11 protein-coding genes and 2 tRNA genes are annotated in these 16,516 nt (G+C 64.1%); all 13 read left to right on the top strand.

What is annotated here, in order from left to right; genetic code table 11:
* The first annotated feature begins 85 nt into the window (after nucleotides 1-85).
* The 13 genes from I4W09_RS03705 to clpX all read left to right on the top strand — a co-directional run bounded on the left by I4W09_RS03705 (nucleotide 86) and on the right by clpX (nucleotide 16,317).
* Nucleotides 86-2,203 (top strand): molybdopterin-containing oxidoreductase family protein, encoded by a 2,118-nt coding sequence (locus I4W09_RS03705; protein ID WP_196031951.1) that lies wholly within the window; start codon nucleotides 86-88, stop codon nucleotides 2,201-2,203.
* Between the two features lie 76 nt (nucleotides 2,204-2,279).
* The gene (gene selA, locus I4W09_RS03710; RefSeq protein WP_230318663.1) at nucleotides 2,280-3,737 is read left to right on the top strand and encodes an L-seryl-tRNA(Sec) selenium transferase; all 1,458 of its coding nucleotides are present in this window, start codon (nucleotides 2,280-2,282) and stop codon (nucleotides 3,735-3,737) included.
* Nucleotides 3,734-5,701, top strand: a complete 1,968-nt coding sequence (gene selB, locus I4W09_RS03715; RefSeq protein ID WP_196031954.1) for a selenocysteine-specific translation elongation factor — start codon at nucleotides 3,734-3,736, stop codon at nucleotides 5,699-5,701. The genes selA and selB overlap by 4 nt, the downstream gene beginning before the upstream one ends.
* 36 nt (nucleotides 5,702-5,737) lie before the next feature.
* Nucleotides 5,738-5,834 (top strand) — tRNA-Sec (locus I4W09_RS03720).
* Nucleotides 5,835-5,989: 155 nt separating this feature from the next.
* The gene (gene mobA / locus I4W09_RS03725; protein ID WP_196031957.1) at nucleotides 5,990-6,622 is read left to right on the top strand and encodes a molybdenum cofactor guanylyltransferase; all 633 of its coding nucleotides are present in this window, start codon (nucleotides 5,990-5,992) and stop codon (nucleotides 6,620-6,622) included.
* Nucleotides 6,623-6,637: 15 nt separating this feature from the next.
* Nucleotides 6,638-7,033, top strand: a complete 396-nt coding sequence (locus I4W09_RS03730) for a putative Se/S carrier protein (protein WP_195193057.1) — start codon at nucleotides 6,638-6,640, stop codon at nucleotides 7,031-7,033.
* 256 nt (nucleotides 7,034-7,289) lie between these two features.
* The gene (gene gdhA, locus I4W09_RS03735) at nucleotides 7,290-8,645 is read left to right on the top strand and encodes an NADP-specific glutamate dehydrogenase (RefSeq protein WP_195239674.1); all 1,356 of its coding nucleotides are present in this window, start codon (nucleotides 7,290-7,292) and stop codon (nucleotides 8,643-8,645) included.
* Nucleotides 8,646-8,778: 133 nt separating this feature from the next.
* Nucleotides 8,779-9,681: an FAD binding domain-containing protein gene (locus I4W09_RS03740; protein ID WP_371732495.1), complete on the top strand. Its 903-nt coding sequence runs from the start codon at nucleotides 8,779-8,781 to the stop codon at nucleotides 9,679-9,681.
* Nucleotides 9,681-12,512, top strand: coding sequence for a molybdopterin-dependent oxidoreductase (locus I4W09_RS03745; RefSeq protein WP_196031963.1), 2,832 nt, complete (start codon nucleotides 9,681-9,683; stop codon nucleotides 12,510-12,512). Before I4W09_RS03740 ends, I4W09_RS03745 begins: the two co-directional genes overlap by 1 nt.
* A 140-nt stretch (nucleotides 12,513-12,652) precedes the next feature.
* Nucleotides 12,653-12,736, top strand: a tRNA-Leu gene (locus I4W09_RS03750).
* A gap of 87 nt (nucleotides 12,737-12,823) precedes the next feature.
* Nucleotides 12,824-14,125 carry a trigger factor gene (gene tig / locus I4W09_RS03755; protein ID WP_196031966.1) on the top strand — a complete coding sequence of 434 codons (1,302 nt, stop codon included), beginning with the start codon at nucleotides 12,824-12,826 and terminating at the stop codon, nucleotides 14,123-14,125.
* A gap of 163 nt (nucleotides 14,126-14,288) precedes the next feature.
* The gene (locus tag I4W09_RS03760; protein WP_022095182.1) at nucleotides 14,289-14,909 is read left to right on the top strand and encodes an ATP-dependent Clp protease proteolytic subunit; all 621 of its coding nucleotides are present in this window, start codon (nucleotides 14,289-14,291) and stop codon (nucleotides 14,907-14,909) included.
* 1 nt (nucleotide 14,910) lies between these two features.
* Nucleotides 14,911-16,317: an ATP-dependent Clp protease ATP-binding subunit ClpX gene (gene clpX, locus I4W09_RS03765; RefSeq protein ID WP_196031969.1), complete on the top strand. Its 1,407-nt coding sequence runs from the start codon at nucleotides 14,911-14,913 to the stop codon at nucleotides 16,315-16,317.
* Nucleotides 16,318-16,516 lie beyond the last annotated feature (199 nt).

Consider the following 16,516-nt stretch of genomic DNA (forward strand, 5'->3'; position numbering starts at 1 on the left):
TTGCCGTGCGGGAGGCTTTTTGGGTCTGGGACTCGTTGTCGGACTGTTGGCCTGTTGTGTTTGGCTGGTGAAAGGGGTAATCGAGATGGCATCTGCTGTGGAGCGTAACGGTCGCGCCGTGGTGACGACATGCGGGGGATGCTATGCCGATTGCGCCTTTGCGGCACGCGTTGAGGACGGGCGTGTGGTGGCTGAGTTGCCGGTTGTGGGGCATCCGTGCGTGGCGCGTGCCCTGTGCGCCCGCGGACGGCATCGCCTGGACATGCCGTTTGACGAGCGCGACCGGATTTTGCATCCCATGCGACGCCGCCGGGATGGTTCGGGGTTTGATGCGATTACCTGGGGCGAGGCGTTCGCGCAGATTGCCGAGCGTCTTTTGGGGATTATTGACGAGTGCGGGCCTCGTGCGCTGGGCATGACGCTCGGCGTTCCCTCGTTCGATCGCTACTGGGCCTATCGCCTTATGCATGCGCTGGGCTCGCCCAACGTATACGGTGCAGACGGTGCCTGCGAGGTGAGCCGTCTCACCGGCTGGGAGCACAGCCTGGGCTATAGTCCCGCCTCCGATCTGGCGCATACCGATTGCATCATGTACCTGGGGCGTTCCATCGTCGATTCGTCGACGATGGGGGCCGTTGATGCGCTCAACGATGCCCGTCGCCGTGGGGCGAAGATTATCGTGGTCGACCCCCGGCGCAGTGGCTCGGCTGCGCTTGCCGACCGCTGGCTGCGCGTGCGTCCGGGCTGCGACCTGGCGCTGCTGTTGGGTATCGCCCATGTCTTGATTGCCGAGGACCTGTATGATCAAGAGTTCGTGACCCGCTATACCATGGGTTTTGACGAGCTGGCGCAGGCGGCCCGTGCTTGGACGCCCGAGTGGGCCGAGTCGATGTGCGACGTGCCGGCCGCAGAGATTGCCGCCACGGCGCGCGATCTAGCTGCCGCCGCGCCTGCCGCCGTGGTAGATGCGGGCTTTCATGGCGGCATCGGTATCGCGTATGCCAATAGCACCCAGACCGCGCGCGCGATTTGTCTGGTCGATGTGCTGCTGGGCTGCATCGGACACGCGGGCGGCGCGCTCAATCCACCCACGCCGCTTGCGTTGGGCGATTTGGACCCTGCGCGTTTCGCGACGCCGTCGATGCCACGTGAGCCCAAGTTGGGGTCCGAGCGCTATCCACTGGTCGATCCGGTGCGCGGTCTGTGTACGACCATCGGTCAGTCGATTCTTGCCGGCGATTTGCGTGGGCTCATCGTCTATGCCAGTAACCCTGGTGCGGGCTATGGCAATGCGCAGGCTTGGTTGGGCATCTTGCAGCAGCTCGACTTGCTCGTGACGATTGATATTCGCTGGTCCGAGACAGCGCGCGCTTCTGACTTCGTGCTGCCCGACGTGACGTATCTGGAGGCTGACCGCGGCGTGGGAACGGTGACAGGCGCCAACGATGCGCGCGTGTTCTACCGCAACGCCGTGCTGCCTGTGCAGCATGACGACACACGTCCCGGTCGGGAGATTTTTGCCGGTCTGGCGCGGGCGTGTGGCGTGGGCGAGTACTTCCAGTTTACGTCTGACGATTTGGCGGCTGCCCAGGTGGCGCCTTTTGGGATCGATCTGGACGAGCTCATGGAGTGCGGCTGGGCCGATACGGGCATGACGCTGCCGACGCGCACGGGTGAGCCGGTGATTCCGCTTGCCGGCGGAAAGATTGCGCTGGCAAGCGACATATGGGAACGAGCCGGCCTGGGTCGTGTACCCAACTGGATCGCTCCCATGGTGGAGCCTGGCCCGGGGATGTTTCGCCTCATTAGCGGCAACCGTCCCTTTGAGTCGCACACCTCGCGAAGGCTTGCAGCCCAAGGTGCCGCCGAGGCTGGGTCGGACCTGGATGCCGTGCAGATGAATGCCGATGCTGCTGCGCACATGGGTATCGCCGACGGTGAGATCGTCGAACTCGTGAGCGATATGGGCCGCGACCGCGTGCGCGTGGAGACGACGCCGTATCTGCATCCGGCGTGCATCTTCACCTCGGCCGCCCCCGGTGGGCGTTCGTTTGGCGCCGATGCCGGTGGCGCTCAGACCCTGGGCGTCGGGCCACTCGACCACACGCCGCTGCGCTGGGACCCGTTGACGGGTGCCGCGCTTACTCAGGAAAACGCCGTTCGCGTGGAAAAGATTGTCGCGTGCGGGGATAATGACGAGTAATTGACTCAGCCGATCGAATTGGCTGATAGTTTGACGTTCGAACGATTGATTCACCTTTGGTTTTGAAAGGTCGCACATGAGCGATAGCCAGAACATGTCCGATGAGGTACGCGCCCGCCTTCGCGCTATTCCTTCCGTCAACGAGCTGCTCGCAGAGTGGCCGGTTGTGAAGGCGGCGGGGGAGACCTGCGACGCGGTGGTGCATGCCGCCGTCACGGCCGAGCTCGATGGGGAGCGCGCCGCTATCCGTGCCGGCGCCGCCCCGCGTTCCAAGCGCGAGCTGGCCTCGGCCATCGAGTGGCGTGCGCATCGCTCCGCGCTGCCGAGCCTGCGTCCCGCCGTTAACGCCACGGGTGTGGTTATCCATACCAACTTGGGTCGCGCCCCGCTCGCGGAGTCGGCCGCCAAGGCCGTGGCCGAGGTTGCGCGCGGCTACAGCACGCTCGAGTACAGCGTGGATACCTGCTCGCGCGGGTCGCGCAAGGAGCACGCCGCGCAGCTCATCCGCTCGCTTACCGGTGCCGAGGACGCGCTGGTCGTTAACAATAACGCCGCCGCCGTGCTGCTGGTGCTGGCGACCCATGCCGCAGGCAAGGAGGTCATCGTCAGCCGCGGCGAGCTTGTCGAGATCGGCGGCAGCTTCCGCATCCCCGATGTCATGGCGGCTTCGGGCGCCAAGCTCGTCGAGGTCGGCGCCACCAACCGCACGCATTTGAGCGACTACGAGAGCGCCATCACGCCCGATACGGCGATGATCCTCAAGGTCCATCCTTCCAACTATCGCATCGAGGGTTTCCACGAGGAGGTAGGTTCTCGGGAACTTGCGGCGCTTGCTCACAAGCATGGCCTGTTGTTCTACGAGGACCAGGGATCGGGCGCGCTGTTGCCCGATGACATCCTGGTGCGCGGCGGCGAGGAAACCACGCCGGCTTCGGTTTCGGCAGGGCTCGATCTGGTGTCGTGCTCGGGCGATAAACTGCTCGGTGCCGCACAGGCGGGCATTATCATGGGTCGTCGCGATCTGGTCCAGGCCTGCGGGTCGCATCCGCTTATGCGTGCCCTGCGTCCGGGCAAGCTCGCACTGGCGGCGCTCGAGGCTACACTGCGCATTTACATGGACGGGGCGGATGTGGCCCATCGAGAGGTGCCGGTGCTCAACATGCTCACGCTTCCGCAGGCTCATCTGGAGCGCCGCGCACGCAAGCTGCGCGAGCTGATGGTGGCGGGCCTCGATAAGGCTGGCTGCCCGTGTGCCGTTGAGTTGGAGATTGTCGAGGAATCGTCGACCCCCGGTGGCGGCTCGCTGCCAACCGTGGAGCTGCCCACGATGTGCGTTGCCGTGCGTCTTGTTGACGAGCGCCTGACGGTCGACGCGCTCAAGCGCTCGCTTGTCCAGGACTTCGACACGCCGGTCGTCACGCGCGCCTCGCACGATCGCGTCCTGTTTGACGTGCGCACGCTCGTGGGCGACCGAGATATCGAGACGGCGGCATCGACGCTTGCCGCATGCGTTGAGAAGGCGATTGCTCGATGAGTGAGGTTCAGGCGCTGGTGGAGTGTCCCGTTATCATTGGCACGGCGGGCCACGTCGACCACGGTAAGTCGGCACTGATCGAGGCGTTGACCGGCAAGAATCCCGACCGTCTTGAGGTTGAGCGCCGTCGCGGTATGACCGTGGAGCTGGGCTTTGGCGAGCTGGCGCTGCCGAGCGGCAAGATCGTCGGCCTGGTCGACGTGCCGGGGCATGCCCATTACCTGCGCGCCATGGTGCAGGGTGCGACGGGTATCGACGTTGCCGTGCTGGTGGTTTCGGCCGTCGAGGGCGTGATGCCGCAGACCCGCGAGCACGTGCATGTGCTGGAGCTGCTGGGCGTTACGCACATGGTGGTCGCGCTGACGATGTGCGACCTGGCCGATAGCGAGATGGTTGATCTGGCCGAGCTCGATGTCGATGACTTTTTGTCGGGTACTGTGTTTGCGGGCGCGCCAATTGTGCCCGTGTCGTCTAAGACGGGCGAGGGGATTGACGGGCTGCTTGCGGTGCTCGACGAGCAGGTGGGTGTCTGCTGGGATACCTGTCGCGAGCGTGCCGAGCGGAGCGATGCCGCGCCGCGCCTGCCGATTGACCGCTGCTTTACGATCAAGGGCGCCGGCACCGTCGTGACGGGAACGCTGCACGATGCGCCGGTTGCGGTGGGCGATGAGCTCGTCGCGCTGCCGTCGCGCACGGTCTGCCGCGTACGCGGGATCCGGGTGCATGGCGACACGCAGCAGGCGTTGCCCGGTCAGCGTGTGGCGCTCAACTTGGTGGGCGATGCTGTCGCCGCGCTCGATCGCGGCGAGATGCTCGGCGTGGAGGGCCGTTTTGGCCAGACGCTGCGCTTTATGATGACGTTTACCTACCTGGGCCGCGAGGGCGCTAAACCGCGTGTGCTCGAGTCGGGCGCGCGCGTGCATGTGATGGCGGGTACGGCCGAGGTTGTCGGCCGCATCATGCTTATGGAGGGCGAGGCCCCCATGGCGGTGGGCGAGACCCGTATTGTTCAGGTGCGCTTGGAAAACTCGCTGCCGCTGCGTGCCGGGGACCATGCTGTGGTGCTGTCCTATTCGCCCGTGATGCTTATTGGCGGCGGGTGTGTGCTGCTTTCGCGCTGCCGTCGCTCGCGCGAGCTTGCCGAAGGAGAGCGTGCGCTGTATGTGGCGCTTGAGGCCGGCGATACCGCCGCTGGTGTTGAGGCGTGGCTGGCGCTGCAGACGTTGCCGGTCGTGGCTGCCGACGTTGCCGCGGCGCTGGATCTTGTTTCCGGTGGAGTCGATGCCGCGTTGAACGAGTTGGTGGCGCGAGGTGCTGTGTGCGAGCTTGCCGGCTCGGATGGCTCGCTGTATGCAGATGCTTCCGCGCTTGACGCTGCGATGGATGCACTGGCGGCGACCCTGACCGCCATGCACGCGGCGGCTCCCAAGGAGACGGGCTTTACGCCCGGCGCCGTTGCCCATGCTGCGTGGCCTGCCGCTGATGAAGGCGTTGCCGCGGCCCTGATTGCCGAGGGCAGCTCCCGTGGCGTGTGCGCCGCCGAGGGTGCCGAGGTATTCGATCCGCATTCGGCCGCCGCGGCGGCACGCGTGGTGCGAGAGGCTTGCGAGCGCATCGTCGCGCTGCTTGACGAGGCTGGCCTGGATGCACCGGCGCTTCCCGAGGTGGGCGAACAGCTGCAGCTCGGTCGCGACACCATGACGCGTGCCCTGCGCGAGCTTTCGCTCAACCGCTCGATCGTGAAGGTCGAGCGCGACGTTGCCCTGTCTGCTGCCACCGAGGCCCATGCGAGTGAGCTCGTTGCCGCCGCCATCGCCGATGCCGGTGGCGCTGCCACCACGAGTGTATTGCGCGAGGCCCTAGGCGTGTCGCGCAAACGCGCCATCAGCATCTTGGAGCACCTGGATGCCGTCCGCTTTACGGTGCTCGACAAGGATGCCGGCGGCCTGCGCTCCCTGCGCTAGATTGACTGCTCGGTTTGGTAAAATACCGCCGCACTTGGGAACGGATGGGCTCCGGTGGGCTCCGCGGTCCTCAAAACCGTTGCGAGGCGTGCAAAACGTCTTGGATGTGTTCGATTCACATACGTTCCCGCCATACGCTACCAGCGCTTTTGTGCTCGCGGTCTTGCTGCGTGCCGCAAAGGCGCTGTTTTGTTTTTGCATGGGTTTGCCGTGCCGCCCGCTTTATCGGCGACGGTATTTGGCTTCGTGTGCTGGGTTTTGAGCATGCCGATGGGGGTGGTTTGCCGTATGACTACCGTAAGACGGGCCGATCTTTCTTGTGTCGTCCAGGCGGGCGGGTTGTCGTCGCGCATGGGCTGCGATAAGGCGCGCATGGCGTTTTGCGGCGAGCCGCTCATCGAGCGCGTGCTGGGCCGGCTGGCGCCAGTTGCTGGCGAGTTGGTCGTGACGACGTCGCGTCCCAGCGAGCTTGCCTATCTTGAGGAGCGCGCGTTTGGCGGCCTGGTGCCGCGTGTGGTGGCGGACCTTGAAGGCTCGGCGGGCGCCATGCGCGGCATCGCGAGCTCGTTGGCTGCGGCTCGGCTGCCTCTCGTGGCGATCGTTGCCTGCGATATGCCGTTTGTCTCGCCGGAACTCATCGGCGCGCTTGCCGATCGTGTTGAGGCCGAGGTGCTCGACGTGTGCGTGCCGCGCGAGGAGCGGGGGATTGAGCCGCTTTGCGCCGTCTGGCGCCGTGACGCGTGTGTGCCGGTTGCCCAAGAGCTGCTTGCCTGCGACCGCCAGCGCATTCGCTGCCTGATCAATCGCGTTCAGGCTGGTTATATGGATGAGCCACAAATCGTTAAGGCCGCAGGCTCGACGCTCTGCTTCGAAAACGTCAATACACCCGAGGAGTTTGCGGCAGCCGAGCTGCTCGCCTAGACGATTGGAGTTGCCATGTCTCACGATATTTGCCCTGACACGGGAGAGCCTTGCACTTGCGATGGTTCCGAGCCCTGTACCTGCGGCTGCGGTGGCTGCGGACATACTGCGGAAGAGGAAGCGGCCGCTGCGGCGTATCGTGAGGCACACCGCGAAGGCCCGTCCGGTGATGCCCTCGACCACGAGCGCAAGATTATCGTGTCGTTTGACAGCACCTTCGATGTGATGGAATGCGAGCAGCTGTGCCTGGATGCCGGCGTGCCCGGGCGCATTATGCCTTTGCCCGGCTCCATTACCGCCGGCTGCGGGCTGTGCTGGGCCATGCCGTTCTCGGGCGATGCGCTCGCTGCCTTCCGCGCTGCCACCGAAGGCCGCATAACCCCCGCCGACTACCACCAGCTCGTCCTTTAGCCACCACACCACCACAAAGGTGCCTGTCCCCAATGTGGTGGTTTGGAACACGTGGACGAAACAGGTTTGAAACACGGGTTTTGCATGTCAGGCACTCAAAAACGCCTCTACCTGCATCGTAATCAAAACGAAACATCTGCTCGTCAGCTTATGCGAAACTTTCCCGCAACAGTGCGATATTATCCATACACGATAAAGCTCGCGGCGCATGGGGTGCCGCGACCGACACTTTTCGTTTCCCATCATTGGAGGAAGCATGAGCTACACGCAGAAAGTTCTCGAAGAGCTCAAGGCCCGCTATCCCGAGCAGCCTGAGTTCATCCAGGCCGCGACCGAGATCCTCGGCACCATCCAGCCGGCGCTCGACGCCCATCCCGAGTACGAGGAGGCCGCCCTGCTTGAGCGCCTCGTCGAGCCCGAGCGCATCGTTATGTTCCGTGTCCCCTGGGTCGACGACCAGGGCAAGGTCCAGGTCAACCGCGGCTATCGTGTCGAGTTCAACTCTGCCATTGGACCCTACAAGGGCGGCCTGCGCTTTAACCCGACGGTCACCCTGGGCATGCTCAAGTTCCTGGGCCTGGAGCAGATCCTCAAGAACAGCCTGACCACCCTTCCCATGGGTGGCGGCAAGGGCGGTTCCGACTTTGACCCTAAGGGCAAGTCCAACAACGAGATCATGCACTTCTGCCAGTCCTTCATGACCGAGCTCTATCGCCACATTGGCCCCAACACCGACGTTCCCGCCGGCGACCTGGGCGTTGGCGGCCGCGAGGTTGCCTACCTGTTCGGTCAGTACAAGCGCCTGACCAACGAGTGGACCGGCGTCCTTACCGGCAAGGGTCTCTCCTTTGGCGGCTCGCTCGCCCGTACCGAGGCCACCGGTTACGGTCTGGTTTATTTTGTGGATGAGTACCTCAAGAGCCGCGGCGACTCCTTCGAGGGCAAGAACGTCGTCGTTCATGGCTCCGGCAACGTCGCTATCTACGCCGTCCAGAAGGTCTCCCAGCTCGGCGGCAAGGTGCTGGCCTGCTCCGATACTCACGGCTGGGTCGAGGATCCCGACGGCATCGACTACACCGTGCTTGAGCATGTCTACAACAAGAAGCGCTCCGGCCACGACAAGGGCGTTACGCTCGCTATGTATGTCGACGAGAAGCCCAACGCCGTGTGGCACGAGGGCGACGGCCGTGGCGTGTGGCAGCTGCCCTGCGACATCGCGCTGCCCTGTGCTCGTGAGAACACGCTGCTGCTCGAGGACGCCCAGGCGCTCGTCGCCAACGGCTGCAAGGTGGTCGGCGAGGGCGCGAATATGCCCACGACCATCGAGGCCACGACCTACTTCCAGGAGAACGGCGTTGCCTTTATGCCCGGTAAGGCTGCCAACGCCGGCGGCGTGCTCGTGTCCGGCCTGGAGATGAGCCAGAACGCCGAGCACCTGTCCTGGACCTTCGAGGAGGTCGACGGCAAGCTCGAGCAGCTCATGCGCGGCATGTTCCACAACGTGGACGACACCGCCAAGGAGTATGGCCAGGAGGGCAACTTTGTCATGGGCGCCAACATCGCCGGCTTCCTGAAGGTTGCCGACGCCATGCTCGCCCAGGGCGTCTGCTAAATCTTCGCTCGACATAGCATGTGATGAGGCTCCCAGCTATCCGGCTGGGAGCCTTTTTCTATGGTGACGATGGCGGCGCCCCCTCGTTTGGTACACTTAAAGGTACTGGACAAGTGGAGAGATGGGGGAGAACGTGCTCAAGTTCGGTACCTACGTCCGTGTTGGAAACGCGGCCGAAGCCTATGAGCTCTTGCAGAAGAACCGCAACAACAAGATTGTGGGCGGCGGCATCTGGATGCGCCTGGGTTCGCGTCGCGTTGCGACGGCGATTGACCTTTCGGCCTGCGGACTCGATCAGATCGAGGAGACCGAGACCGAGTTTCGCATCGGTGCCATGTGTACCCTGCGCCAGCTCGAGCGCCATGCCGGGCTCAACGCGCTTGTCAACCATGTCTTTGAGTTCGCCGTCCACGACATTGTGGGCGTGCAGCTGCGCAACACCGCCACGGTGGGCGGCAGCATCTACGGCCGCTTTGGCTTCTCGGACGTTCTCTCGGCCTTCCTCGCGCTCGATTCGTATGTTGAGCTGACGGGTGCCGGCCGCGTGCCGCTCGCCGAGTTCGTGGACATGGGCTACGTGCGCGACGTGATCGAGCGCGTCGTGGTCGTCAAGCACGATTACCGCGCAAGCTACGAGGCCGTGCGCAAGGCCGCGACCGACTTCCCCTCCTTAAACGTCACCGCCGCCTGGTGGGGCAACAGCTGGCACGTCACCGTGGGCGCTCGCCCGCTGCGCGCGACGCTGCTGCGGGGCGAGGCGTGCGGCCTTAGCGCCGAGCAGCCTTCCGAGGACGAGCTGCGCGCCTTGGCCGCGTCCGTACGCGCGCTGAGCTACGGCACTAACCTGTGGGGCTCGGCTGACTACCGCCGCCGCATCTCGGCCCCGCTTGCCGTCCAGGCTGTGCGTCGCGCCGCCGGCATCGAGCTTTCGGCCGCGCTTTCCCACGAGCTCGAGGGCGTGCAGATTCCTAAGTTTGCCACGGACGAGTATTCCTGCCGCCGCGTGCCCGGCGTCGATTCTAGCGAGGTGCGCTAATGGCTGCCAAACTCATCGATCTTTCCTTTACGCTCAACGGCCGCAAGGTCAAGGTTCAGATCGCCCCTGACACCATGCTCTTTGCGCTGCTGCGCGAGCAGGGCTGCTCGTCGGTGCGCTGTGCCTGCGAAACCACCAACTGCGGCCTGTGCACGGTGTGGCTCGACGGCGACCCGGTGCTGAGCTGCTCGGTTCCCGCCGCGCGCGTCGAGGGCCGCTCCATCACCACGCTCGAGGGCCTTAAGGCCGAGTCCGAGGCGCTCGCCCGTGCGATGGCTGCCGAAGGTGCCGAGCAGTGCGGTTTTTGCGCCCCCGGTCTCATCATGAACGTGCTGGCGCTCGCCCGCGCCGCCAAGGAGGACCCGAGCCTCGTTGCCACGCGCGAGGAGCTTTCGCGCCAGCTTGCCGGCAACCTCTGCCGTTGCAGCGGCTACGAGAGCCAGCTGCGCGCCATCGTGCGCTTTCTCAACGAGTCCGGCGTGCAGGTGGGCTTTGAGTTGCCCGAGCTGCCGGTCAACGACACCAGCTGCGACGGCGTCACCTACAAGCAGATCACCCACAAGCAGCCTAAGAAGGACTCGAAGGCCCTGCTCGAGGGGCGTCCCGTCTACACGGGCGACATGGTGCCCGCTGGCGCGCTCATCGTTAAGCTCAAGCGCAGCCCGTATGCCCGCGCCAAGATCCGCTCCATCGACACCTCGCGCGCCCTGAAGGTGCCGGGCGTCGTGGGCGTCTACACCTACGAGGACGTGCCCAAGCGCCGCTTTACCATCGCCGGCCAGAGCTATCCGCAGCCGAGTCCCTACGACCGCCTGATCCTCGAGAACCTGGTACGCTACCAAAACGAGGAGGTGGCGATCGTCGCCGCCGAGACCGAGGAGGCCGCCGACAAGGCACTCAAGCTCATCAAGGTCGACTACGAGGTGCTCGAGCCCCTGCTCGACTTTACCCAGGCGCTCGATAACGACATCGTGGTCCACCCCGAGGGCGACGTGACCTTTATGTTCCCGCAGGGCGGCGACGTTGCTCGCAACCTGGTGTGCAGCGGTACCAGCGATTTTGGCGATCTGGACGAGGCCTTCGCCCAGAGCGACATCGTCTTTGAGCGCACTTATACCAGCCAGGCCACGCAGACCGCGCCCATGGAGACCTTCCGTGCCTTCGCGACGACCGACGCGTTCGGCCGCATCTCGGTGACCACCTCGACGCAGGTGCCCTTCCACGTGCGCCGCATGGTCGCGCAGTCGCTCGACATCCCGCAGTCGCAGGTGCAGGTCATTAAGCCGCGCATCGGCGGCGGCTTTGGCTCCAAGCAGACGGGCTGCTGCGAGATCTTCGTGGCGTTTGTCACCCAGCAGACCGGCCGTCCGAGCTACTGCTGCTACACCCGCGAGGAGACCATTACCGCGGGCAATTCGCGCCATCAGATGCAGATGACCGTTAAGCTGGGCGCCATGAACGACGGTACCATCACGGCCATCGACCTGCATACGCTGTCCAACGCCGGCGCGTACGGCGAGCACGCCACCACGACGATCGGCCTGTCGGGCCACAAGAGCCTGCCCATCTATAACCATGTGAAGGCGAGCCGCTTTAGCTGGGACGCCGTCTACACCAATACCAACCGTGGCGGCGCGTATCGTGGCTACGGTGCCACCCAGGGCCAGTTTGCCGTGGAGAGCGCCGTCAACGAGCTCGCCGACATGCTGCACATGGACCCCGCCGACCTGCGCCTTAAGAACATCGTGCGCGAGGGCGAGACCATGCCGCAGTACTACAACGAGAAGCTCAACGCCTGCGCGCTCGATCGCTGCCTGCTGCGCGCGATGGACATGATCGGTTGGCGCGACAAGCCGCTGGCCGTGGACCTGGGCGACCGTGTGCGTGCTCTGGGCTGCGCGCTCACCATGCAGGGCTCGGGCATTTCCAACGTGGACATCGCCGGCATCGACATGCGCCTGGAAGAGGACGGCTTCATTACCATCGGCACCGGCGCCACCGATAACGGCATGGGCGTCGACACGATCCTGGCGCAGATTGCCGCTGAGGAGCTGGGCGTGGAGAGCTCGCTGATCGTGGTGCGCGGCGTGGACACCGACGTGTCGCCGTTCGATGCCGGCTCGTACGCGAGCTCGGGCACGTACGTGACGGGCCTTGCCGCCAAGAACGCCGCGACCGAGCTGCGCGAGAAGATCTGCGTCAAGGCCGCCCAGATGTGGGACGTGGACGCCGCCGATGTGGTCTTCGATGGTCAGTACGTGCGCCTGTCTGACGAGCGTGCCGCGCGCGAGCAGAACCGCTACCTCACGCTGCGCGATTTTGCCAACCTGTGCGTCAAGAACATCGCGGGCGGCGACGCGCTCACCTCGCATGCCTCTGCCTGCCTGCCCGTTTCGCCTCCGCCGTTTATGGCCGGTATTGCCGAGGTCGAGGTCGACAAGGCCACCGGCAAGGTGACTGTGGTGGACTACGCGGCGGCCGTCGACTGCGGCACCGTGATCAACGAGGCGCTCGCGCGCGTCCAGGCCGAGGGCGGCATTGCCCAGGGTATCGGCCACGCGCTCTACGAGATCGTCGAGCATGATGATCGCGGCCGCCTGCGTACCGGCAACTTTATGAGCTACAAGCTGCCCACGCGCCTGGATATCGGCAGCATTCGCGTGGCCTTTGAGCCGAGCTACGAGCCGACGGGCCCGTTTGGCGCCAAGTCGATCGGCGAGGTCGTCATCAACACGCCGCTCGCCGCCGTGGCCTCGGCCGTGGCACACGCCACCGGCCATCAGGTCCGCTCGCTGCCCATCACGCCCGAGAAGGCCCTGCTGGGGGAGTAGCGGGTCAGCGAACAAGTCGTAATTGGCGGGGCGGGGCAACTCGCCCCGCCTTTTGCACTCGTGGTGAGGTCGTGAGCCTGTAAAACGTGTGCGTGCGCTTGCCGCTCGTATCTGCTATCATTCCTAGTCTGTGCGCTCATGCGGGCGTGGCGGAATTGGTAGACGCGCCAGATTTAGGTTCTGGTGGGATTCCCGTGAAGGTTCGAGTCCTTTCGCCCGCACCAACGCACCCGCGTCGGCTTATGCCCTCGCGACGCTTGTTGCATAAAGGTACCAGCACCTCAGATAAGCTGGGCAGTATGAGGAGGAACGTGTTGAACATCACCGCTTCTGACGTCAAGGACGCCAAGCTCACCGCTACGGTCACCATCCCGGCCGCCGACGTCGACGCCGCGATCAAGAAGGCCTACAAGGACACCGCCAAGAAGTACCGCTTCCCGGGCTTCCGCGCCGGCAAGGCTCCCCGTCCGGTCATCGACTCCGCTCTTGGCGCCGAGGCAACCCTCGCTCAGGCCACCAACGACCTGATCGCCGCCAACGAGCCCGCCGTCCTCAACGAGCTGGACATCGTCCCCACCAAGAGCGGTGACTACAAGGAGCTCGACCTCGCCAAGGATCACGAGGACTATACCTACGCCGTCGAGTTCTCCCTGCGTCCTGCCGCTGAGCTTTCCTCCTTCGACGCCGTCGAGATCGAGATGCCCCCTGCGGAGGTCACCGAGTCCGAGATCAACAACCAGGTCGAGATGCTCCTCAACTACCGTGCCACCTTCGAGGACGTCGAGGGTCGCGCCGTCGAGGCCGAGGACTACGTCACCGTCGACCTCAAGGCCGTCGAGAACGCCGACAACTTCGCTGCCGAGGGCCGCATGCTCATCGCCGGTAGCGACAGCAACCCCAAGGAGTTCAACGAGGCCCTGATCGGCGCTAACGTTGACGACGTCAAGACCGTCACCTGGACCGACGAGGTCGAGGAGGGCGAGGAGGCCGAGACCCACACCGTCGAGGTCACCGTCAAGGGCATCAAGGTCCGCAACACCCCCGAGCTCACCGATGAGCTCGTCAAGTCCGACTTCGGCTTCGACAGCATCGACGCCATGCGCGACGCCATCAAGATTGAGATCGAGCAGGACAAGGCTTCCCGCCTCCCGGCCGAGAAGGAGAACCGTTGCGTCTCCGCTCTCGCCGAGCGCCTGCAGCTCGACGAGATGGATGCTGACTACGAGCAGTCCGTCTTTGAGGAGCTTGGCCAGAACTTCCTGTCCAACCTCGCTGCCCGCGGCATGACGCTCGACACCTGGCTGCCCGCTTCCGGTCTGACCATGGAGCAGTTCATCGGCGACCTGCACAAGCAGGCCAACGATGTTGCCCGTGAGTCCCTGGCTCTGGACGCCCTCGCCCGTGAGCTCAAGATCGAGGTCACCGAGGACGACATCAACGCCGAGTTCGAGAAGGCCGGCGTCAAGGACGTCGAGGCTTCCAAGGCCGAGTTCATCGCCGATGGCCGCATGCCTGCCGTCCGCGAGTCCATCCGTCGCTCCAAGGCCGTCGACCACCTGGTCGAGAACGCCAAGGTGACCGAGGTCGACGAGACCGCCAAGGACGCCGAGTAATTCTCGCCACCTTGCCCGCGAGCGCATGGGTGCGCCCGTGATGGGGTAAAGTTATACACCGGTTATCCGGTTGCTTCGTACGGTGCCAGCCAATGCATAGCATGCGGGCACCGTACGTTTATCTAGAACCAATTTGGTCCGCAAGAGAGAAATGGAGATGCGTATGATCGCTAAGTTCGATTCCGCCCTCGTGCCATACGTTATCGAGCAGACGCCGCGCGGCGAGCGCAGCTACGATATCTATTCGCGCCTGCTCAACGACCGCATCATCTTCTTGGGCGAGGAGATCAACTCCGTCAGCGCCAACCTGGTCGTTGCCCAGCTGCTGCATCTTGAGAGCCAGGATGCCGAAAAGGATATCTCGCTCTACATCAATTCGCCCGGTGGCGAGGTCTACTCCGGTCTGGCGATTCTGGACACCATGAACTTCATCAAGCCGCAGGTCTCCACCATCTGCGTCGGTATGGCTGCGTCCATGGCCGCCGTGCTGCTTTCGGCTGGCGCCAAGGGTAAGCGCTTTTGCCTGCCGCACTCCAAGGTCATGATTCACCAGCCCAGCGGCGGTGCCCAGGGCCAGCAGACCGAGATCGAGATCGTGGCCGAGGAGATTAAGAAGACCCGTCGCGAGCTCAACCAGATCCTGTCCGACGCCTCGGGCCAGCCCATCGAGAAGGTCCAGGCCGACACCGAGCGCGACAACTACCTGACCGCTGCCGAGGCACTCGACTACGGTCTGATCGACCGTATCGTCACCTCGCGCGATCTCGCCGCGAAGGACGCCTAGGATGGCAGGTAACATGCAGGACAACTTTGACGAGAACGGCAACCCCATCCGCTGCTCCTTCTGCGGAAAAGAGCAGGGCCAGGTCCGTCGCCTCGTAAAGGGCCCGACCAACATCTTTATCTGCGACGAGTGCGTTGCCGCCTGCTCCGAGATTCTGGAGGAGTCGCTGGCTTCGGACTTTATGGACGCTGCCCGCAACGGCAAGCTGCCGGGCTTCCTCAACGACCACGGTCAGGCTGCATCCCAGCCCGCCGTGGACCCCGAGGCCGAGGGCTTTGAGCTCGAGGACGACCGCCAGGTCATCACACATGTGCCGACGCCGCATGAGATCTATGACGAGCTTTCGGCCTATGTTATGGGTCAGGAGGACGCCAAGCGCGCCATGTCGGTGGCCGTGTACAACCACTATCGCCGCGTGATTGAGGGCGGCGCTGCGGTGTCTGCCTTTGATGGCGACATGGGCTCGCAGTTCGATGACGATATGGACGAGGTAGAGCTCGCCAAGTCCAACATCCTGCTGCTCGGTCCCACCGGTACCGGCAAGACCCTGTTGGCCCAGACGCTCGCGCGCATCCTCGAGGTGCCGTTTGCCATCGCCGACGCCACCGCGCTCACCGAGGCCGGCTACGTGGGCGAGGACGTGGAGAACATCCTACTCAAGCTCATCAACGCCGCCGATGGCGATATTGAGCGCGCTCAGGTTGGCATTATCTACGTGGACGAGATCGACAAGATCGCCCGCAAGGCCGAGAACCTCTCCATCACCCGCGACGTTTCGGGCGAGGGCGTTCAGCAGGCGCTGCTTAAGATTCTCGAGGGCACGGTGGCCAGCGTTCCGCCCACCGGCGGCCGCAAGCATCCCCAGCAGGAGCTGCTGCAGATCGACACGACCAACATCCTGTTCATCTGCGGCGGTGCCTTTGTGGGTCTGGACAAGATCATCGCCGACCGCGTGGGCAACAAGGGCGTGGGCTTTAACTCCGAGATCGCCGGCCCCACCTCGGTCGACGAGAACGACCTGCTGCGTCAGGTGCTCCCGCAGGACCTCAACGCCTTTGGCATGATCCCCGAGTTTGTGGGACGTACGCCTGTCGTTACTCAGACGCAGGCGCTTAACGAGGACGACCTGGTGTCGATCCTGACCGAGCCCAAGAACGCCGTGGTGCGCCAGTACCGCAAAATGTTCCAGCTCGAGGACGTTGAGCTTGAGTTTGAGGATGCCGCCCTGCACGAGATCGCCCGCATGGCGCTTGCCCGCAAGACCGGTGCCCGCGGCCTGCGCTCGATCTGCGAGGACGTGCTGCAGCAGACGATGTTCGACCTCCCCAGCGAGGAAGGCGTCACCAAGGTCATCGTGACCGAAGCCTCCGTAAAGGGCGAAGAACAACCCCAGCGCATCTACGGGTAAATAGCTTGAATCCAGGTCCCGCGGCAACCACCGCGGGGCCTGCCATTTAGGGACAGGTTTATTTTGGTCGGTTTTATATGGGCAAATGTCGTTTCCCCTGATAAAACCTACCAAAATAAACCTGTCCCTTTTCGGCAGGTATGCCTGTGCTATTCTGTGAGAATGTCAAGTTAGTACCTTCAGACTGAAGTAATCGATA

Source organism: Collinsella aerofaciens (genome assembly GCF_015670795.1).
GTDB classification, from domain to species: domain Bacteria; phylum Actinomycetota; class Coriobacteriia; order Coriobacteriales; family Coriobacteriaceae; genus Collinsella; species Collinsella aerofaciens_Q.